The following is a 21,731-nucleotide window of genomic DNA, read 5'->3' as shown; positions in this document are numbered from 1 at the left end:
TAAATTTAAGGTTAGGTATTTCTTCGTCTTCTAAAGCAATGAAATCGCCACGTCATTCACAATGAATTTCCTGATTTTTATAGATATTCATCGACCGCTTCTGGCCGGTTTCTGCCTGTCGTCGACCGGCAGGGGTCGGCCAGAAGCGGAAGGTCAAGAGTGTTTGGTATCTATGGCTTGGGCATCTAACGAAACCTAGGCGACCACGGAGCTGTTAAAAGCTCTCTTTCCTGAGATTGGCTTCTATATCTTCACGTTTCCCATGGCGCTCGTAGCCTTTAGCAATTTCCTCCAACATTGTTGCCACAACGGGATGAGAGTGTTGAATTCGCTTCGCCTGATCACGGAAGTACATGGCCAACGTCCGTTCTTGATCCCCCCCGTCCCAAGGTAGTCGGCTGGTGACTCCACGCTTATTCGATGTGCCAATGCAGAATCCGCTCCTCATTTCTTCTAGTTCTGGATTATCGAGTAGCTCTCTTACGGGAGTAAAAGGCCAAGTGCCATCTTCATCTGCTGGGGCATGAGCAAGTATTTGTCCCAGAGTTTGATCGCACATGGTGGGTCGATCAGCACAGTTGCACAAATCACGTGTTTCTTCGATGAACTTTCGAAAAACATCTCCATTAATACTTCCGTCCGGTTGAGTACCTGGTAGGCGCTTGCAAGAGTGCAAAATGCTCCATGCACGTTCTGCAGAGGCCTTATATACTTCATTCGGCTCCTCTCTGTTCCCATGCTCTGGTTTAAAAATCAAACAAATTAACTCCTTGAAAAGTTCGGGCTCTGACATAATTCCTTCGTACAAGGCATTGGCCTTGACTTCGCTCCCATATCGAAGAAGCGGAAATAGCCAAAATTCAAGATGTATCAGTGCCATCTTGTCGATTTCACCTGAATCCTCCAGCCGGCCTAACATTTTCTCTAGGTGCCAAGACTCGAGTTTTAAACCCTCTTCCACCTCTCCATGTAGTAGCTGCTGAAGAGCTGAGAATAGTTGGGTAGGGTCGGTTTTTTCGAGTGAGTATTGGCAGTATTGAAGCGCGCTCATTGGCCGTTTAGCCACCAAGAGACGCTCCAATACAAACTCCAGATCCGTGTCGTTGCCTCGGTGATAAAGTCGCACAGCCTGCCAATAGGCTGCAGAAACGTCCGGGCCACATGCCTCGACTAGCTGCCAGGTCTCCTGATTTGGTGTCGCCAAAGTCAAGAACCGGGCTAACTTTTCAGGCCTCCATCCATCCTGTTTACTTAGTCCAATTACCGCTTGAAGAAGCTCACCCGAAGCCGGGGCAGGGAGTGTCTGAAGAAAGCCTGCGATACATAGCCCCATGGGCGTTCCAGTAGAGAAAAATTCGCCCTTCGTTGTAATCCATTCTGGCCAGAAAATATCGTCCCACACAACCCGGGCCAATATGGCCCCGACAGTGCTGGGCTCAGCGCACACCTCGACTAGGTTCTCTATGCCGACCATGCATTGAGCCTGATAAATTTCGGTTAATGCCGAAGCTCGCTTTTGAGTTATGGCATTACCGCGCTCGCAAGAGTCGTCGTCATGATCGCGGCTAGGTAACTCCAGCCAATGGGTGTCGAAAAGCCAGCGATGGCGAGCGACCAAGCCCTGTGGGGCAAGTAGCTCGTAGCATGCTTCTGCGGGTGACAACCATTCATTCAACTCGTTAGCTGGTGCGTCGTCGTAGTTACGATGCCAATGAATAATCTGTCGAAGCGCAAGTCGAATAATTTCCCGATCTTCATCTTTCGCTGTTGGCAGGGTGAAGGGCTCAATCAGCGCCAGCACCCTGGGTAGCTCCTCTTTATCTCTAAGTGTGGTTTTTTGCAGCAATGAGACGATTCGAGGAGCGTTGCATTCACTCAGTTGAAGTAGCCTTCCCTTGGCGAAATCCAACATTTCATGCATTTCATCGTAGGTAACGCCACGGCCAGCCCCAGCATCATCATCACGCCACTTTGGTCGGTGTGCAGGGAAGGCCGTTTGTTGGCCGACTTCTGCAACCGCTCTCAATACACGAAAAGCGGCTTTAGGGTCCGATCAATCAGCAATTTGAGCACTTCGATACGCTCCGGCAAGCTAGCCGCGGTCTGCGGCAGCCAAGAGCGAAAAAGGCCGACCAAGCTTCTACTAGGTTTATTGCCCCAGTTCCCTTTCATGGGTACATGGCTCAACTGGGCCAGGATTAGAACCACTGAGGCCAAGCGCCGTGGAGCCCAGCCGAGGACCTCCAATGCCCAAAGCAAGCCGGAGTGCCAGCAGCGTCCGCCAAACCCAGAATCACTCGTTTCGGTAATAAGCCTTGTCACTGGCGCATCTGGCATCCGCAAACTGTTCTGTATGGCACGGAGAAACTCATCTGGGGCGGCCTCTGCAAGGGTGGGTAAATAGGAGGCCAACGAAAGCCAGCGCTGACCATCGGCTTTATTGAGCAGCTCATGAATCAACCCTGATACGCGCTCTTCTATGTTTAGTGTTTGGAGCCCCATTTGTTCTGAGCCGCGCACAGCAAGTTTCACGAGTGAGTCGCAGACCGACTCAAACAGTAGTCCCGAGTGGGAATGAACCTTGCCGTGGACTTGTGCCATCCACCGCTCTTCCTCCGGTAATTCCAGCTGAGGATCAGGTGTTGAGAGCATTTCTCGTGCAATGGAGAAAAAACGATCCAGTTGGCCGCTGGTGATTCGGTCTCCACATTGGTCAAGCAGCTCCAGCGGCGATTTAGCTTTCCATACCGCACCGATATTCAGCACTGGGGCATCGTCAAGTCGGGCGAGTTGGCGTAAATCGCGCTCGATTTCTTCATAAGGTCGGGCAGCTAGCTTCTCGACGACTTGTCGATCTGCAGCTGTGTCTGAATACCAAGCTCCAAGCAGGCAAAACAGGGGCAGGCTGGATGATTGTGGGGTAAGCAACCAATTGGGCTGCTGGATAGCAGGGTTTATGGCTCTTTGCCGGCGAAGTACGGTCCAGGAGCGTCCGGTACTTAGGGCATAACGTTTGGCATCGGATTCCTCCATGCCGATAGTGATGAGGGCTTTCTCGAACTCGTAAATATTCGGTCGTTCCAAGACCAGTTCATCGCCTTCCGGTTTCCCGCCCAGATCACCCGTTGCGAGAGGCACGATCACTCGTAGATTTTCGCGCAGTACAGGATTAAGGGCTGTTTCAGTCCTTGCCGCGATAGCAATCCGCAGTTGCGGATTCGCTTCCACATAACGCCAACCCTGAGGCTCGGTCACGACCATGGCATGGTTTTGCATATCACGGGAGGCCATTACCACTGCCACTGTAAAAGCGGCTGCTTCTTCCACGCTGTCAGCACGTATCACCAGTGGATGAATCGAGCCCGGCGAAGTGTTGGTCTCCTGGATTTTTTTACCCAGAACGTCAAACACTTGAGTGCGGTTCATGGATAGTGCTTCGGGAGTGATGGGAGGGCGACATTGTTGTGCCCACGAGTCCCAGTAGCTTGATAGGCTCACGACACCCCAGCCACTCAATCCCAGCTCTTCGGCAAACTGCAAAGCCACTCCCGGGCTTTGTTCCAGCCACTGCTCTAGATCGTCTGCATCATAGGCCCGAACACTGGCCCATTCGCCTTTGCTGCATTGCTCCGCCACCCAGTCGAGTTTTTTTGTCCAGCGCCGAGGAGTGACAAAGACAAAGGTGCACGCCAAGCGTTCTTTTTCGCTTATTTGCTCTGTCCGCTTTTGGTAGTCGCCGTTAGCTTTGCCGAGCACATTTTGATCGCAGCCAATTTCCCAGCGGGATGCTCCTGAGGGCACCCAAGCGTTACCCCTCTCACGGAAAAGAGCACCATCCCAGCCTGGTACATAGGTGGAGTCACCCGCAGGGAATGAAAGTTGGAGAGTTGTTTCGGGGTCGAAGCAAAGCCGTCTCACCCAGCGTGGCAGATCAGTTTGCGCTTCCTTAGCTTGAGTACTGGCCCAGTTGACGATATGGGAGGCTGTAATTCGCATATTTCACCTCAGAAAAATGGAGCTCCGTCATCCCAGCCGACTCATGATTGGGGGAAGGCTAATTGATGGCTTATTTATGGAATAAAAGCACTGTAAAAGCCAAGACGTCGCCAGGAAAAGCGATCCTCGGCTACGGTGAGCCGAGATGGGGAGGTACGATGCGGATAGAGCTCGGATCATGAGGCACGCGTTACAGGCTTTCACCGCTGATCGGCCCCGCGGAAAAGCATTGTCTTGGCTGGAGTCCGATGAATGTATCTGGCCGCTTCTGGCCGGCAGCGGTCATCGGCAAGAAGCAATTTGGAACTACGAGTTAGTGAACGGCTATCTGGGCGTGGGCAAAGCTAAATGTTGGCATGGTGCAGATAGGTGTCGGGCGTGCAATGGCTGTCGGAGGTGCGAATCAGTGTCGGTTAGGCATGCGAATTGATGTCGGAGCCAATGCGAATACACATGTCTGCCCGAATACTGCCTACAGGCTCAATCGCTGTGCGCTCCTAGTCATTTAACCCACAGATCACAGAGCTGCATGAATCCTGGTGAAATGAGCTGGGCGGCGAGTACAACTTTAAGTAAAGGAACTGGATTTTCTTCCCTCGATTTCGCGAAGAAGTGCTGATACGCCTGATGGAGCCGGATCAACACCCCTGACCAAAGCTGCTCCTCAAGCTAAAAAACCTGGTTTGGGGATTAGGCAATGAGCCGAATAGGCTCGCTAATCGGCTCAAAAATGAGCCAACCCATGAATGCCCTTCTGGGTTTAGCTGTAGCGCGACTGGCCACACCTACCCCTTGAAAGCCGAACCGCCTGCCCGCTGCCGCGCCCCCGCATCCCGCCCAGGGGCCCTTGCTTACCATGCTCGGCGCTGTCGGTCGCGATGCAGAGACGCGGAGCAGCGAGACCCCGTTCAACGCGAAAGGCCAAAAGCTGACATGTCGTGGAACACGTTGCGTACGTATGTCGTCGCCTACGACATGAAGCCTGACCTGAGATACCTGAATACGCCCTCTCATCGCCATTGCAGGCTTTCACAATATGGACGCTTGGTGTTCACGCTGGTTGCCGGTATCGTCCGCAGATCGAAAATTGCGAGATTCATTAGCCCATCCGTTGGGGCTAAAATGCCCTCATCATGCCGGATCAGCCTGCTTGTCAGGCGAGCGACCACAATGGGCACGCTTAGTATCGATATGCTAGGGCACGCAGGCTGCTCGGTACACCAATTTATGCTGCGGCTCCTCCATCAAGGGGCGAGCCGTGAGGCACCGAAAATTAGTGAAATAGGTTAAATGAGTTCATCCAGATCGAGTTACGCACGTCCTATTGGCATTGACCTCTTTGCCGGCGCAGGAGGGCTGTCCTTGGGGTTCGAGCAGGCCGGCTTCGATATAGCAGCTGCAGTCGAGATCGATCCGATTCACTGCGCCACCCACGAGTACAACTTCCCTCGCTGCAGGACCATTTGTGCAAGTGTCACTGACATATCAGGCGATGAAATTCGGCGTTTAGCAGGTCTCGGTGACCGTACCATCGATGTGGTATTCGGTGGTGCTCCTTGTCAAGGCTTCTCCATGATTGGAAAGCGTGCGCTGGATGACCCAAGAAATCAGTTAGTTTTTCACTACGTTCGTATCGTTGCGGAGCTGCAGCCGACGTACTGCGTTTTCGAAAACGTTAAAGGGCTCACCCTCGGGAAACATGCCGAATTTTTGAATGAGTTAATCGAAGCGCTTGGTGAGGCTGGTTACGACGTGGCGCTGCCTTACAAAGTCCTCAACGCAGCTGACTATGGCGTCCCACAAGATCGTAAGCGTCTGTTCCTTCTGGGGACTCGCAGAGGGCATGCACCAGCAGCCTATCCGGCCCCGCTATCGGAAAGGGTAACGGTTGGCGAGGCTATCGGTGACCTGCCCGATGCAAACAGTTTTGACGAATTGATACGTAGCGATGCGGTGCGAACCAATTGGTATACCGAAGCAAGGTATGCCCGCAGACTTCGTGGACTAGACCCGGATCCGAAAGATTTCAGCTATGTGCGTGAATTTGATCAAGATCTTTTGACATCGAGCCTTCGTACGGAGCATTCGGCTCTATCTCAAGAACGCTTCTTGGCAACCGAACAAGGAAAGACGGAGCCGATCAGTCGCTTTCGGAAACTACCTACCGACGGCCTCTGCAACACGCTCAGAGCTGGTACCGATAGTGCCAGAGGAGCGTTTACCTCTCCGCGACCCATCCACCCTGATCTTCCTCGGGTAATTACTGTCAGAGAGGCTGCTCGGCTCCACTCTTTCCCGGATTGGTTTCGATTCCATACCACTAAGTGGCATGGCTTTCGGCAAATCGGCAACAGCGTTCCGCCCCTCTTAGGGCGCGCCATCGCGAGCTCTATTATTGAAGCACTCGGACGAAAGCCAAAGGCGCCTAAGGAGAAGCTCAGCCTAGATGACACTGCATTGCTAGGGTTCGACATGGGCACCGCTGCCAGATACTTTGACGTCCCGCGAGATACGATCGCTCAGCGCACGCGTAAATCCGATTTAAACGAGCCGCTCATGGATGAGTCCTATGCCTGATAAAACACCAACCAAAAAGCAGAATCGCTATGCTGCGATTATCGAGAGCATATTCTTTTCTCATTACCAAGCAGGCTTAACAGAATTTCAGTTTGCACGAACGGAAATCGTTTCTGTTGCGAAGCAACTTGATATTGAGCTTCCCAAGAACCTGGGAGATTTGATCTACTCGTTTCGCTATCGGTATGAGTTACCCCAGAGCATCCTTTCCACTGCCTCTGAAGGGGCCGAGTGGATTATTGAAGGCTCCGGCCAAGCGCTGTACCGTTTTAAACTCACAAAGTTGAGCCGCATCCTCCCACGTGAGGATCTCATAACCATCAAGATTCCAGACTCGACGCCAGAGATTATTTCTGCATATGCGCTAAGCGATGAGCAAGCACTGCTGGCTAAACTGCGTTATAACAGACTGATAGATATTTTTTTAGGGATAACGGCGTACTCATTACAGAACCACTTACGTACAAACCTTAAGTCAGTTGGCCAAATCGAAATTGATGAAATGTATGTCGGTGTTGATCGGCACGGGCGTCAGTTCGTCGTCCCAGTTCAAGCCAAAGGCGGCTCTGACAAACATGGTGTTGTACAGACTAATCAAGACATTGCGTATTGCAGAGAGAAATTCCCTGATTTGGTATGCCGGGCAATCTCAGCGCAATTTATGAGTAATGATCGGATTGCGATGTTTGAGCTTACCTTGCAGAATGGAGAAGTACGTGTGGTAGAGGAAAAACACTACCGCTTAGTTCCTTCCGTAGATATTAGCGGGGAGGACCTACAGTCATATAATTCCCGGGTTAGCTAGCCCTCGTAGGCAAAACAGTACGAATAGCGGTGAACATGCAGCAGAACGTTGGTATATCCCTGATCTCTAAATGGCCGCACGATTGTGTGGCCTCAGCTTTGTTACGGCTCCGGTCTTGCCTAATCCAAGACGGCTACAGCATATACCCTCAACTGCGGCACGCTAACGACCTTTGATTTCTTGAGCCCTCAGCAGGAGGAGTGACAGAGCATTAAGTACATCGTTATGTCTGTGTGAGGTAATGGATTCGAGTGCTAGGGTGGATCAGAATCAGAGTACTCGACATGATTCTGACCCATGCTCAACTCACGATACTAGCTGGCTCTCGATCCAAACTCGGTTATCCATTTTTGCAAGGCCACTGCGTCGGCCTCAAAGACATCGAGCTCTAGAGTGCTGCTGGACTTCTCATCTGACTGGGCGTGTTCAAATACTGAGTAACGCGTCATCAGGTCATCAATGAATACGCAGTCTTCGTGTGATACTTTGGCGACCTTGTGCAACTTGCCTTGTGTATTGATCGCACGTCTGAACCGACCTACAACATCCGCTAATAGAATGTGCTCAATCGTTTTTTCGACAATGACCCTGAAGTCACTGCATGCGCTTTTGCCGAGCGTCTCGTAATCGTCGACCTCAGCCCTTTCCTGGTGTTTTTTCAAGCGCGTAATAGTGTTGTCGATCAATCCACGAACCGCGCTTTCCGGTTTTAGGTCTCGAGCGCTGGCAGTGGCGACAATGCCAGCCACTTTGTCCATTCTCCTAAGCGAAGTCAGTGTTGGCTTCACGGATGGCATTGCTGGCATCTTGCTCCACTTCTCGGTAACCGCGTCGACTAATGCCACTAAAGAAAGACGGTGAGTAAAAATTATGACCTGTCGTGTTGTGGATAAAGACACCAATCGCTCGACGACTTTCTCCTCAAAATCTTGGTCAAGCGACGAAATCGGATCATCAAAAATGAATGGGGCCAGTTGGTTAGACCCAGTGGTGTCTGCTAGAAATGCAGCCAGTGCCGCGATTCTAGTTTCACCCTCACTCAAAATGTAGTCTAGGCCATGTGCACCATGTGCACCTACTAGGTTTAACCCGAAGGTGATCTTCCCCTTACCACCCGATTTACTCTGAGGGGCGATGGGCATGCGGTGGCCGCCCAAAAGCTTCAGTTCATCCAGAAATCGAGTCTGATAACCAGCGTCCAGCTCGGTTTTCGCCAGCTCATTCTTCTTCGTCGTTAGGGCGTTAGTAGCAGCTGAGCGTGACGCTTTATCCATTGCAGCAACGGCGATCAATCTTGCCCTTTCAGCGCTGATTGAGGCTTTGTTCTGAGAAAGCCATTGCTTGGCTTGGAGTTGCTGTACTCGGCACTGCATTGTCTGACGATGCTCATCCTTCAACAAGGCCGACAGGTTCACCTCTTCTTCGATTAGGTTTGCAGACTTAGTTTTCGCCGCTTCGTTTATTCTCGACCAGTCGAAAGATTGCAAGGTGCCTAAAGGGCTGCCCAATGCCATTTGATCAAACCGTGTTTTCAACAGACCAAGCCAGGTGATCCCGTCGGCCTCTTCAAAACCTAGAGTGGACATCTGGACAATCCAGTCAGCTTGTCCGGGGAGAGCTGGCAGCCTTTTTTGGCGATCAGCAAAGCTTTTCTCAGCCGCCTTGGCGGTGGTTTCGAGGCCATCGGTTACAAATTTCTCGAATCCTGTCAGACGAGCTTTCGCGTCCTCGCTGAGGTTTTGGTGGCAAAGTACGCAACGTGAGCCAGCCGAGACGTTAGGGAATGCCGTTTCCACGTAAGCTGTACTGCTGGAGTAAGCTCGTGCTTGCTCCCACATTTTCTGCCAGGTTCCGGAGCCCACCCCCTCAAGTTCTGCTTGTCCAAAAATGGCTACCGCGGCTTCATCGCAGGTTCTCCTCGCTTTAACGGCCGAATCTTTGAGAGTTTCCAGTTCACCCGCCGTCGCATCGTTCATTCCCACCTGAAGCGTCGACATCGCTGTCTCAATACTTTTTAGCGCAGTTTTTTCTTTATTGATGGTCAAAAGGCGACCCGCAATGTCTTTCTCTGCAAGCAAGGATTCGTTCTCTATACGCTCCCTATCAAGCTGGTCGGTGTACAGACATTCATTATCGATGCTTGCGGGAGTAGTCGTGCCTTTCAGGCCTTGAAGCCATTTCGCTTCAGTGGTGTGATTCAGTATCTCCGGAATGGCGGGTAGCACTTTACTGAGTAATGCTTTTTCTCCGGCAAGCTCCGCGCTCACGGCGTCAGCTGTGGTGATCAGAGCCGATACAAATTTCATCCGGCTGGGCTCATAGCACGCCTCAGTTCGACCCATGTACTGCTGAGCTGCCTTGCTATCGAACACCTGGGCATGTCTTAGCGCTTTGTGAGGCCCGCTGGGAATGTCCCAATGGACATCGGCTGGATTCCCGTCAATTGAAATCTTGAAATGCGCACGGCACGGCGTAGGTGTCGGATCAAAAACATTGCTGTGTATGTCGTCCTTGAACCCGTGATCCGCAGATCTGTTTTATCAGTCGTGCAAATCCGCTTTTACCGGTTCCATTCTGTCCGTAGATTACCGACAGATTACTTTTGCCGAATGGGAGGTTGGCGCCGGCTTTTATCGCGTTCAACCCATGCACATCAAGGATTTCGTCAATCCGAAGCAGGGGCCTTCTGGCTGCCTGTGACAGCGTGCCAGGAGTTACGGTCAGAAATCCTGGATCAGCTTGATTATTCGCCTCAAGCTTGCAAAGTCTAGCGAGCGTTTTGATCTCCACCTGGTTCAACTGCCGCTTCGAATCAATCAGCATTCGAGCTGCTGTCTGCAGCCATTTGGGGCGACCGTTTAGCCAAGCCTCAAAATCATCAGTTACTACCGGTTCTATCTCAATCGTCGACATGGTGCGCTATCTCACGAGGGAATCCTTGAGCGTAGGTGGCAGATGGCCTTTTGCTATGTCTCCAGTAATTATGTGATTGCGAAATGTGACTTTGGGGGGCTACTTGGCTGATGGTGTGGGTCGGCTCAGATCTTATTCACCTGGTGCCGATCCTAGTCCCTCCAAAATCTCCCAAGCCAAATACTGCAAAGCTTTGTGATCCTAGAGTGTGGGGAATTAGTGCGGTGTCTGGACAACCAATGGCTGACGCTGACGCTGACGATTAGTTAGTACATAAATCAGTACACTGGCGGTACAGTGTCCAGCTTTTACAAATTTCTAAAGATTTCACTTAAGCCCAGTAACGACGCTGCTTTCAGCTTGTTTTACTTGCACTAAGCTACTCACGGTTTTACTGGCCTTGAGGCGTTTCTAGGTCACTCATAATCCTTTGGTCCACGGTTCGAGTCCGTGTGGGCCCACCATCTTCAAAGCCGCGCACTGCGCGGCTTTTTCATGTCTGCAATTCCAGGCCGAGTCCGCCACGTAGGTCAGGATCTTTCAAACCGCTTGAAGGTCTATGTCGTTTGATCGGCGTCTGCACCTGATCGATGAGTCGGCCCTATGGGCCCAGACTGAGAACCAGGTGCTAGCGCCCCCATGGATATGACCTTAGTCTGAGCCCATGATGAAAACGTCCTTATGATTGAACAACTCCAGCAAGACCGCATTATCGTGGCCGATGATCATCCGGTTTTCCGCGAAGGCCTGAGCCGCATCGCGCAGCGCGTCTTTCCCCATGCCTGCATTCTCGAGGCAGGTGACATGGACGAGGTGCTCGCCCTGGCCAGTGCCGGTGCGGCGCCCAGCTTGTTCATGCTCGATTTGCTGTTTCCGGGGCAATCACCGCAGGCCATTGGCGGGTTGCGCCAGCGATTTCAGCGCAGCTCCATCGTGATCGTGTCGATGGTCGACAACCGCGAGCTGATCGACGAGGTGATGGTGGCTGGTGCCGATGGCTTTATCGGCAAGGCGACGCCGCCCGACGAAATTGCTGCCGGGCTGCTGGCGGTGCGTGCGGGGGATTTCGTCCTCAGCCTGGGCCCGGCCGGGGTGCCGGCCTTTACCGAGGGCAGGCAACTGCTCGAGCAACTGACGCCGCGCCAGCAGGACGTGTTGCGGTTACTGGTTCGCGGCCTGTCGAACAAGGAAATCGCCCGCGAGCTGGACATCTCTCCCTTTACCGTGCGTATTCATGTCTCTTCGCTGCTGCGCACGCTTGATGTCAGCAGCCGTGCAGCTGCAGCCGCCAAGGCGGCGCAGGCTGGGTTGCGCTAACCGTCAGGCTGCTTGCGATCCGAGTTTGAGCGCCACCAGCAGCGAGCGCAGCTCGGCGGGCTGCACGGGCTTGGACAGGATTGGAATGTTCTCGTCGCCCAATTGCTCTTGAACACGGCGCACGTCGTGGCCGGTCATGATGATGGCGGGTACGTTGCGGCCGCTGAGTGCGCGCACATGGTTGATGCAGTCGGCCCCATGCGCTTCGAGGCCGAGGTCGAAGTCGGTGACTACCAGATCGAAGTCCGTCGAGACGTTGGGTAGCGAGGTGAAGCTGGCGACGTCACAGCCCCACTTCGTCAGCAGGGTGGCGGTGGCCAGTAGCACGTTCTGATCATCCTCGATAAGGCATACCCGCAAGCCATCCAGCATGCGCGGCGCCAGGGTATTGCTCTGTGCCGGGGCGGGGCGTTCGACCGGTGCCGCTACCGGCTGCAGGCCGTCGATGGCTGCGAGTGTGCCCCGGCCCTCAACGGAGCGAATGCGAACGCGCAGATCCATCAGCGTGCCTAGTCGCCTGACGATGGTCAGCCCCAGCCCCATTCCGTCGACATCGGTGTCGCGCGCCTGGCGCACGCGGTAGAACTCTTCGAAGATATTGTCGAGATGCGCTTCGGCGATACCGCGGCCCTTGTCGTACAGCTCGATGGACAGGCCCGTGCCTTTGCGTCGGCAGCCGATCAGCACGGGTTTCCCCGGGGCGTACTTCAAGGCGTTGGAGAGCAGGTTCTGCAGCATGGTGGTCAGCAGCCCGTGATCGGCGCGTACGTAAACAGGCGGGCAGTGCAGGCGAATATCCACTCCGGCCCAGCGGGCTGCCTCGGTGTTCTGCTGGATCAGTTGCTGCAGCAGAGTGTGCAGCGGCAGGGTTTCCATCTGCGGATCCACCTTGCCGCTGTCCAGCGAATACATGTCGAGAATCGAGCGGAACAGGCGGGCAACGCTGTTCAGCGATTTGTCGATGTTCTCCACCAGGCGCTTCTGCTCGCTGTCCAGGCTGCTGTCGCGCAGGCAGGCGGTGAACAGGCTGATGGAGTGAATGGGCTGACGCAGATCGTGACTGGCCTGCGCCAGGAACTGCGACTTGGCCAGGTTGGCGGCCTGCTCGGCTTCGGTTGCCAGGCGCGAGCGCTTGAGCAGAGTGTGTATGTAAGCCGGCACCATCAGGGTGGTGAGCAGCAGGGTGATGATCAGATAAGGTTGCGACTGCCAGTAGGCCGAAGTGCTAGCGATGATTAGCAGCGAGAGTGTCGCCATGATGGTCGCCAGCAGCAGGTAGCCCGATCTGTAACGCAACCCATAGCCGACGGTTATCCAGAGTAGCGCTGCATAGATCGGCAGCATGAGCGCGCCACCCGTGGCAATGGCCAGCGTGATGGCGCAGTAGTCGATGAGCATGGTCAGCACTCGTCGCACCGGTCGGTTGCCGGGGCGGCGGCAGATATCGAACCAGAGCGTCAGGGCGGCGACACAGAACACCGCTTCAAGCGGGAAGATCTTCCAGGCCAGCGCTTCCCCGATTATGGATTGCTGGAAAAGCACCAGTGTGTAGCCAATGGCGATAGGCGTGATGATCAAGCGCACCGCCGCCTGGGCACGCTCTGTATCGTATGTGGGGGAGGCGGTCGCGAACATGGGAATTCTCTAGAAGCCATGTGGTTCTGGTATCCGTACACCATAGTCCGCGGGCATTTACAGGCGCAATACAGCAGTAAACGCGCAAAGTACCTTTCGCACCCCCGTACTCGCTGGGCGTCGGTGCCCGCGCAGTTGCCGCCGCCAGGCGGCGCAGGCTGGGTTGCACTAAGCGTCAGGCTGCTTGCGATCCGAGTTTCAGTGCCACCAGCAGCGAACGTAGCTCGGCGGGCTGCACGGGCTTGGACAGGATCGGAATGTCCTCGTCGCCCAATTGCTCTTGAACACGGCGAACGTCGTGGCCGGTCATGATGATGGCAGGTACGTTGCGGCCGCTGAGTGCGCGCACATGGTTGATGCAGTCGGCTCCGGAGGCTTCCCGGCCGAGGTCGAAGTCGGTGACCACCAGATCGAAGTCCGTCGACACGTCGGGTAGCGAGGTGAAGGTGGCGACGTCACAGCCCCACTTCGTCAGCAGGGTGGCGGTGGCCAGTAGTACGTTTTGGTCATCCTCGATGAGGCATACCCGCAAGCCATCCAGCATACGCGGTGCCTGGTTGCTGCTCTGTGCCGTGGTGATGCGTTCGACCGGTGCCGCTACCGACTGCAGGCCGTCGATGGCTGCGAGTGTGCCCCGGCCCTCCACGGAACGAATGCGAATGCGCAGACCCATCAGCGTGCCTAGCCGCCTGACGATGGTCAGCCCCAGACCCATTCCGTCGACATCAGTGTCGCGCGCCTGGCGCACGCGGTAGAACTCTTCGAATATGTTGTCGAGATGCGCTTCGGCGATACCGCGGCCTTTGTCGTACAGCTCGATGGACAGGCCCGGGCCTTTGCGCCGGCAGCCGATCAGCACGGGTTGCCCAGGGGCGTACTTCAAGGCGTTGGAGAGCAGGTTCTGCAGCATGGTGGTGAGCAGGGCGTGATCGGCGCGTACGTAAACAGGCGGGCAGTGCAGGCGCATATCCACTCCGGCCCAGCGGGCTGCCTCGGTGTTCTGCTGGATCAGGTGGTGCAGGAGCTTGTGCAGTGGCAGAGCCTCTATCTGCGGAACGACCTTGCCGCTGTCTAGCGAATACATGTCGAGAATCGAGCGGAACAGGCGTGAGACGCTGTGCAGCGATTTGTCGATGTTCTCCACCAGGCGCTGTTGTTCGGTGCCCAAGCGGCTGTCGCGCAAACATGCGGTAAACAGGCTGATGGAGTGAATGGGCTGGCGCAGGTCGTGGCTGGCCTGTGCCAGAAACTGCGACTTGGCCAGGTTGGCGGCCTGCTCGGCCTCAGCGGCGCGGCGCGAGCGCTTGAGCAGGGTGTGTATGTAGGCTGGCACCATCAGGGTGGTGAGCAGCAGAGTGAAGATCAGATAAGGCTGCGACTGCCAGTAGGCCGAAGTGCTCGCGATGATTAGCAGCGAGAGCGTGGCCATGATGGTCGCCAGCAGCAGGTAGCCCGACTGGTAACGCAGGCCGTAGCCGACGGTCACCCAGAGCAGGACGGCATAGATCGGCAGCATGGCCGCGCCACCTGCAGTAATGACCAGCGTGATGGTGGTGTAGTCGATGAGCATGGTCAGCACTCGCCGCACCGGACGGTTGCCGGGGCGGCGGCGGATGTCGAGCCAGAGCGCCAGGCCTGCGGCAAAAAACATCGCCTCAAACAGGACTATTTGCCAGGCCACTATGGCCTCGACCATGGACAGCAGGTAGAGCATCAGTGTGTAGCCAATGGCGATTGGCGAGATGATCAGACGCACCACCGCCTGAGCACGCTCGGCGTCGTACGCGCGGGGCGCGGTCACGGACATGTAAATTTCCTACGAGCTAGTTGATTCGGACACTCGCACACCATAGGCCGCCGGCCTTTGCAGGCGCAAGGCAGCAGTAAACGCACAACGTGCCTCTAGCACACCCGTACTATTTCGCCGCGACCATCCCCTTCTTAAAATCGCGGGCATCGCTTCGGCAATGGGTCGAAGGCAGGTCGTCGAGGAAGAATCTCACATGAGCATCAAAGGAACGCTTGGGGCTCTGCTCATTGCCCCGATGCTGGCTACCCTTGCCGGGTGCCTGCCGCAGAATACGCAAAGCCAGGGCTTGCTGAATAACACGCAGGCGGCCAATGCCAGCGGCCCTGCACGCCGAGCACGTCCGATAACCTGATCTCCACTGGCCGCAGCCTGTTGAGCATTGCCAACTCCGTGCTGGAAACCCAGCAGAGCTTCCAGGGCGACTCGACCACCTACGCTTCGCGCGTGCAGGCGGCGGAGAAGGCCCAGAAGGTCAACCAGGGCAACGACGTGCTCAACAACGTCGAAAGCATGACCGCCGGCCTCGGTGCCAGCGCTCCGTGCACTGCCACCGCTACTGCCGCACCGGCCGCTGCATCGCGTTGATCACGCCTGGGGCATGAGTGCCCGGCCAGCCTGTTCGGGAAACCGAGCTGGTTTGCTACCGAAAAAGCCGCGCACTGCGCGGCTTTTTCGTGTGTGGCGTTTACTTTCGGCGGTGAGGTGGCAGGCCATCCTGGGGGCCATGATTGTTCACCAGGCATGAAAAAGCCCGGCATCGGCCGGGCTTTTTCGTTTGCAGCGCTGCCGCTTACTTGCCGTAAACCGGCAGTTTGGCGCAGATGGCTTTGACCTTCTCGCGAACGGCGTCGATCACCGCTTCGTTGTTCAGGTCGGCCAGGATGTCGCAGATCCAGCCCGCCAGTTCCTTACACTCGGCTTCCTTGAAGCCGCGAGTGGTGACTGCCGGGGTGCCGAAGCGCAGGCCGGAGGTCACGAACGGGGAGCGTGGGTCGTTCGGCACCGAGTTCTTGTTGACGGTGATGAAGGCTTTGCCCAGTGCGGCGTCGGCGTCCTTACCGGAGATTTCCTGCTTGATCAGCGAGAGCAGGAACAGGTGGTTTTCGGTGCCGCCGGAGACGACGTCGAAGCCACGCTCGATGAACACGCCGGCCATGGCCTGGGCGTTCTTCACGACCTGCTGCTGGTAGGTCTTGAACTCAGGCTGCAGCGCTTCTTTGAAGCAGATCGCCTTGGCAGCGATGACGTGCTCCAGCGGGCCGCCTTGGGCGCCCGGGAAGACGGCGGAGTTGAGCTTCTTCTCGATCTCGGCGTTGGCCTTGGCGAGGATCAGGCCGCCGCGCGGGCCGCGCAGGGTCTTGTGGGTGGTGGTGGTCACCACGTCGGCGAACGGTACCGGGTTCGGGTACACGCCAGCAGCGACCAGGCCTGCGACATGCGCCATATCAACAAAGAGCAAGGCGCCTACTTTGTCGGCGATGGCGCGGAAGCGCGGGAAGTCGAGAATCTGCGAGTAGGCGGAGAAGCCGGCGACGATCATCTTCGGCTTGTGCTCGACAGCCAGGCGCTCGACTTCGTCGTAGTCGATCAGGCCGTTGCCGTCGATGCCGTACTGAATGGCGTTGTACAGCTTGCCGGAGGAGGAAACGCTGGCGCCGTGGGTCAGGTGACCGCCGTGGGCCAGGCTCATGCCAAGGATGGTGTCACCGGCGCTCAGCAGGGCCAGGTAAACAGCGGCGTTGGCTTGCGAGCCTGCGTGTGGCTGCACGTTGGCGTAATCGGCGCCGAACAGCTCTTTAGCGCGGTCGATGGCCAGTTGCTCAACGATATCCACGTACTCGCAGCCACCGTAGTAGCGCTTGCCCGGGTAGCCTTCGGCGTACTTGTTGGTCAGCACCGAGCCCTGGGCTTCCATGACTGCCGGGCTGGTGTAGTTTTCCGAGGCGATCAGCTCGATGTGCTCTTCCTGGCGCAGAGCTTCTTGCTGCATGGCTTCGAAGAGCTCGGCGTCGTACTTGGCAATGGTCAAATCACGGCTGAACATGGCAATCCCCTGAAAGTCAGCTGGGCGGATGAAATAGGGTGCGGATTCTAACGCATCCGAGCTGGCCAGGCATATGAAGCGTGATCATGGCCAGGATAAGCGGCGCTCACGTCCTGCTCGCGCCGCTTGCGGCGACGTTATTCGAGTGTGAACGGGTGCTGGCCGCCGAACTGCGCCTCGAATTGCTGGGCGGGTATCGGCCGGCCAAGCAGGTAGCCCTGCACTTCGTCGCACGCGTGGTTGCGCAGGAAGTCGAGCTGCTCCTGGGTTTCCACGCCCTCGGCGATCACCGTCATGTTCAGGCTGTGGGCCATGGCGATGATGGCGCGGGCAATCTGCCCGTCCTGTTCGCCCTGGGGCAGGCCGTCGACGAAGCTGCGGTCGATTTTCAGCACGTCGATGGGGAACTGCTTGAGGTAGTTGAGCGACGAGTAGCCGGTGCCGAAGTCGTCGATGGCGATGCACAGGCCGAGGTTCTTCAGGTCGTTCAGGGTCTGCATGGCTGCTGCCACGTCCTGCATGAGGATGCTTTCGGTCAGTTCCAGCTCCAGGCAGGCGGCGGGGATGTCGCTCTGGCTGAGGATGCGTTCGATGCGCTGGTGCAGGTCGCCATCGCTGAACTGACGGGCGGACAGGTTCACCGAAACCCTCGGCACATGGATGTTGTTTTGGTGCCAGGTGCTCAGTTGGCGACAGGCTTCGGCCAGCACCCATTCACCGACTTGCACCACCAGGCCGAGCTCTTCGAGTACCGGTATGAACGCGTTAGGGGCGACCAGGCCGCGCGTAGGGTGCTGCCAGCGCAGCAGCGCCTCGACGCCGGTCAGCTGCTTGCCGTCGCCGGAGAACTGCGGTTGGTAGTGCAACAGGAATTCGCCCTGTTCCAGCGCGTGGCGCAGGTCGCCTTCCAGTTCCAGGCGCTCCAGGGCGCTGGCGTTCATGTCTGCCTGATAGAACTGGAAGTTGTTCTTGCCGCGTTCCTTGGCGTGGTACATCGCCGTGTCGGCGTTCTTCATCAGCTGGCTCAGTTCGTGGCCGTCCTGCGGGCTGAGGGCGATGCCGATACTGGCGGTGACGAAGAATTCGCGGCCTTCCAGCACGAAGGCGCGGGCCAGGCTGGCGAGGATCTGTTCGGCGACGTGGATGGCACGGTGCAGAGCGCCCTCGCGGCTGCCATTGGATTGCAGCAGCAGGGTGAATTCGTCACCGCCCATGCGTGCCACGGTGTCGTCTTCGCCCACGCAGGCGGCCAGGCGGATGGCGACGTCCTTGAGCATGCGGTCGCCGGCGGCGTGGCCGAGGGAGTCGTTGATCGGTTTGAAGCGGTCGAGGTCGAGGAACATCAGCACCACCCACTCGCGATGCCGCTCGGCATGCTGCAGGGCGGTGTGCAGGCGATCCTGGAACAGGGTGCGGTTGGGCAGTTGGGTCAGGGCGTCGTAATAGGCCAGGCGGTGGATGCGCTGTTCGCTGGCCTTGCGCTCGCTGATGTCGCTGAAGAAACACACGTAGCTGACCAAGTCGCCTTCTTCGTCATGTACCGCGGTGATGCCGACCCAGGCTGGGAAGTTCTCGCCGTTGCGGCGTCTCAGCCAGATCTCGCCCTCCCAGGTGCCGCGCAAGTGAAGCTGGGACAGCACGTAGTTCAGGTGATTATTTTTCTGGTTGTCGGCGGTGAGCATGCCAGGCAACTGGTCGAGCACTTGCTCGGAGCTGTAACCGCTGACCAGGCTGAAGGCGTTGTTGACCTGAACGATGTAGCCCGCCGGGTCGGTGACCAGAATCGCTGCCGTGGAGTGCTCGAATACCGTGGCAGCCATGCGCAGGTCTTTCTCGGCGCGGCGCTGCTGGCCAATGTCGCGGCCCACACCGAGCAGGCCCTCGAAGCGCCCGTTGTCGTCCCACATGGGTACCAGGCGCAGTTCCACCGGGATTTTGCGGCCATCGGCGCGCAGGCAATCGAAGACGCACAGTTGTGGCGTCAGGTTCTGTCGCAGTTCGTGCATCTGCTGTGGCACACCCATGGCGCCGCGGATGCGGGCGAGCAGGGCGTAGACGCCACTGAGTTGCTGCGGGTTGGTGGCCAGGCCCTCGAAACCATGCTTCTGCACCCACGGCACCGAGTAACCGAGCACCGTTTGTACCGAGGGGCTGATGTAGTTGAGGTTGAGCTGGCTATCGGTGGAGAAAATCACGTCGCTGATGCTTTCGGCCAGCATGCGGTAACGCTGTTCGTTGTCACGTAGCGATTCGTTGCGGGCGATCTGCTCGGTGATGTCCTTGGCCACCCCGATCAGGCGGCCGACCCAGCCATTGCTGTCTCGCGAGAGCGCCTGTTCGGTGATGCTGAGCCAGCGCCAGGAGCCATCCTGGTGCCGCGCGCGGAACTGCGACTCGAGCAGTACGCCGTCGCTCAGTACGGTTTGCAGGTTGCGAACGCGCCCGTACAAATCGCTGTCGTCAGGGTGGATGATGCGTTTCCAGAAACTATCGCCCTGGGCCTTCACGAAGGCGGCGTCGTAACCCAGTTTGCTGCCGATATCGTGATTGCTGAACAGCAGGGTGCGCGACGGGATGTCGTTGACGTAGAGGGTGTCCGGCACCGCCCGTACGACTTCGACCAGAAGCGCTCGCGCTCGACCAGCGACAACTCCATGCGCTTGCGGCTGGTGATGTCGCTGATGCTCAGGGCCACGGCGTGCAGGTCTTGCGCACTTTCGGGCAGGCGCATCACCAGCCACAGATGGCGGACGCTACCGTGGACGCCTTCGATGTGGCTTTCCAGTTCGAGATGGCCGCCGCCGTCTAGCAGGGCGGCGCTGAGCTGGGCACGGAAACCGGCCGGGTTCACATCGCCACGATTGATCAGTTGCTCCCAGGCCTGTTCGGGCGTGTTCACGCCAAGCAGGCGCAGGGCAACCTGATTGGTTTCTGTAATGCGCATGTGCTTGAGCAGTTCGCCATGGCGCTGCGGATGACGCTGCAGCCAGGGCTGCAACTGGGCACCGCTGCTCAGCCCTTCTTCGTGCAGAAAGTGGTACAGCCCGGCGAGGTCGAGCACGCAGAGGGCGGTGCCGGTGCCGTCGAAGATATCCTGATAACGTCGTCGGGCTTCCTGCAGTACGCGGGTGGCCTGCTGCTCTTCGGTGACGTCACGCAGTACCCAGACAAAACCCAGGTGGCGAGCTTCGTCGCCCAGATCGCTGCGGGTAATGTTGAACAGACGGATGTCACCGTCCTGGCGAATTTCTACCAGATCCGGCCCAAGGTCACTGTGGAAGGCTGTTGCGTGCAGCAGCAACGGATCGAGGCGCGGCAGTAGTTCCAGCAGGTGCCATTCACCGGCGTGCCGGTTGGTCAGGCCGAAGAGTGCCTCGGCCTGCGGGTTGAGGTAGGTCAGGCGGCCGTTGCTGTCGGTCACCAATACCCGTTCCTCGATAACGCCCAGGGCACTAGCGGCCTGGTGCAGGGAGCGCCGCGACGCCGCGTTGAGCGCGTGCAGATGGCTTTGCTCACGTACCAGGCGGTAGAGGGCGAACAGGGTAAGCAGGGCGCAGAGGCTGAACAGTAGGAACTTGCCGGCGATTTCCGGCAGCACCTGGGCCTGCAGCTTTCGCTCGTTGAGCATGGCGCGAAGCTGCCAGTCGGAGCCGGGCAGGTCTTGCAGGAGAATGGTCTGCGCCTGGTTGGCTGCCGTGACCAGCGGGTAGCTGCCCTCTTGCAGGTTTTCGCTGCGCGAGTCGGTGATCGCCCGCCCGCTGATGGCGTCCTCCAGCAACCAGGGAAAATCGTTCTGTCGGCTATGCAGTAGCCAGCTTTTCAGGGCATTGGCGTTCAGGCGCAGCGCCCAGTAGCCACTCTCATTGGAGGCCTGCAGCAGAAGATAGATGCGCCCGTCGCCCTGCGGATAGAATGCGTAATGGTAGGCGTGGTCGGCGCTGCGCCCGATCAACTCGGCAAGCAATTGATGATCGCTGCTGTGCGGCGCGCTGTCATACATCGCGCGCCCGGCGTTATCCAGGTGGGCGATACTTTGCAGGGATGGAAATACCACGCGCAGGTTGTTCAGATAAGCAGCATGCGCCGAGCCAGCAGTAGCTTCGGGCTTGTGTGTGGCATTGAGCACGGCCCGTCCGGCGTTGGCCATGGAGCTCATGCTCAGGCTCAATTGTTTGGCCAATTGCTCGCTCACGGCCAGGCTGAGCGCGCGCTGGTTATCTTTCAGTTGCTTGAACTCGAGCTGCAACTGCCATAACAGCAACACCAGAACCCCCAGCACCAGTACCACCAGAGCGCCCTTGAATGAGCGGCGCATGGGCACAATCTGTGGGTCGCGGTAGGGGCGCTTGGTGTTGGGCGCTGACACGTGATGAAGTCCTGCAACAGCGGGATAAATAAGGCCGGTGATGCTACTGAAAAGCTTAGTTAAGCAGGACGTCCGCTTCCCAAGGGCGGCTAGCATGCCACAACTGTGGCGAAGTGCCAGCGTGACCGACGAGCGCCCTGCGTTTGCCGGCTCTTTCTAGTCGCCGCGAGATCGCCGAAAATAGTGCAGCGTTGGTTCGCTACAGTCTTGCGAGGCTTTCTCCTCTTTATTAGTGCTAGCGGGCGCCCTTCGGGCCGCGTGCAACCGT

At 57.1% G+C, this 21,731-nt stretch carries 11 protein-coding genes and 1 pseudogene; 4 read left to right on the top strand and 8 right to left on the bottom strand.

Annotated features, from left to right (window positions below; all coding sequences use genetic code 11):
- Positions 1-214: 214 nt before the first annotated feature.
- On the bottom strand, positions 215-1,912 hold the full coding sequence (locus K5Q02_RS00535) for a hypothetical protein (RefSeq protein WP_225835360.1): 1,698 nt from the start codon (positions 1,910-1,912) through the stop codon (positions 215-217).
- A 110-nt stretch (positions 1,913-2,022) separates the two neighbouring features.
- A complete protein-coding gene (locus K5Q02_RS00530) occupies positions 2,023-3,996 on the bottom strand; it encodes a hypothetical protein (protein WP_225835359.1) in 1,974 nt (657 codons plus the stop codon).
- Positions 3,997-5,358: 1,362 nt separating this feature from the next.
- Between K5Q02_RS00530 and K5Q02_RS00525 the strand changes: the two genes are divergently transcribed.
- Positions 5,359-6,573 (top strand): DNA cytosine methyltransferase, encoded by a 1,215-nt coding sequence (locus K5Q02_RS00525; RefSeq protein ID WP_230124800.1) that lies wholly within the window; start codon positions 5,359-5,361, stop codon positions 6,571-6,573.
- On the top strand, positions 6,566-7,378 hold the full coding sequence (locus K5Q02_RS00520; RefSeq protein ID WP_225835356.1) for an endonuclease: 813 nt from the start codon (positions 6,566-6,568) through the stop codon (positions 7,376-7,378). The genes K5Q02_RS00525 and K5Q02_RS00520 overlap by 8 nt, the downstream gene beginning before the upstream one ends.
- 314 nt (positions 7,379-7,692) lie before the next feature.
- On the opposite strand, the gene K5Q02_RS00515 is transcribed toward K5Q02_RS00520, so the two are convergent.
- Positions 7,693-9,684, bottom strand: a complete 1,992-nt coding sequence (locus K5Q02_RS00515) for an AAA family ATPase (protein WP_225835354.1) — start codon at positions 9,682-9,684, stop codon at positions 7,693-7,695.
- A 178-nt stretch (positions 9,685-9,862) separates the two neighbouring features.
- On the bottom strand, positions 9,863-10,291 hold the full coding sequence (locus K5Q02_RS00510; RefSeq protein WP_225835353.1) for a hypothetical protein: 429 nt from the start codon (positions 10,289-10,291) through the stop codon (positions 9,863-9,865).
- Between the two features lie 681 nt (positions 10,292-10,972).
- Between K5Q02_RS00510 and K5Q02_RS00505 the strand changes: the two genes are divergently transcribed.
- The gene (locus tag K5Q02_RS00505) at positions 10,973-11,608 is read left to right on the top strand and encodes a LuxR C-terminal-related transcriptional regulator (protein ID WP_225835350.1); all 636 of its coding nucleotides are present in this window, start codon (positions 10,973-10,975) and stop codon (positions 11,606-11,608) included.
- A gap of 3 nt (positions 11,609-11,611) precedes the next feature.
- Here the strand turns inward: K5Q02_RS00505 and K5Q02_RS00500 are convergent, their stop codons facing one another.
- Both K5Q02_RS00500 and K5Q02_RS00495 read right to left on the bottom strand, forming a co-directional pair.
- Complete coding sequence (locus tag K5Q02_RS00500; RefSeq protein ID WP_225835341.1) at positions 11,612-13,243, bottom strand: hybrid sensor histidine kinase/response regulator; 1,632 nt, start codon at positions 13,241-13,243, stop codon at positions 11,612-11,614.
- A 175-nt stretch (positions 13,244-13,418) separates the two neighbouring features.
- Positions 13,419-15,050: a hybrid sensor histidine kinase/response regulator gene (locus tag K5Q02_RS00495; RefSeq protein WP_225835339.1), complete on the bottom strand. Its 1,632-nt coding sequence runs from the start codon at positions 15,048-15,050 to the stop codon at positions 13,419-13,421.
- Positions 15,051-15,425: 375 nt separating this feature from the next.
- Between K5Q02_RS00495 and K5Q02_RS00490 the strand changes: the two genes are divergently transcribed.
- Positions 15,426-15,638, top strand: coding sequence for a hypothetical protein (locus tag K5Q02_RS00490; RefSeq protein WP_225835337.1), 213 nt, complete (start codon positions 15,426-15,428; stop codon positions 15,636-15,638).
- Between the two features lie 205 nt (positions 15,639-15,843).
- Here K5Q02_RS00490 and glyA read toward each other — a convergent pair whose 3' ends face one another.
- Entirely contained in the window at positions 15,844-17,097 is a 1,254-nt protein-coding gene (glyA, locus tag K5Q02_RS00485; RefSeq protein ID WP_225835335.1) for a serine hydroxymethyltransferase, read from the bottom strand.
- A gap of 137 nt (positions 17,098-17,234) precedes the next feature.
- Positions 17,235-21,412, bottom strand: a pseudogene (locus K5Q02_RS00480) (sensor domain-containing protein).
- Between the last annotated feature and the right edge of the window lie 319 nt (positions 21,413-21,731).

Origin of the sequence: Pseudomonas sp. MM211, from assembly GCF_020386635.1 — a bacterium.
In the GTDB taxonomy this organism is placed as follows: Bacteria; Pseudomonadota; Gammaproteobacteria; order Pseudomonadales; family Pseudomonadaceae; genus Aquipseudomonas.
The sequence above is the reverse complement of the archived record's forward strand: the minus strand, read 5'-3'. Positions and strand labels throughout refer to the sequence as shown.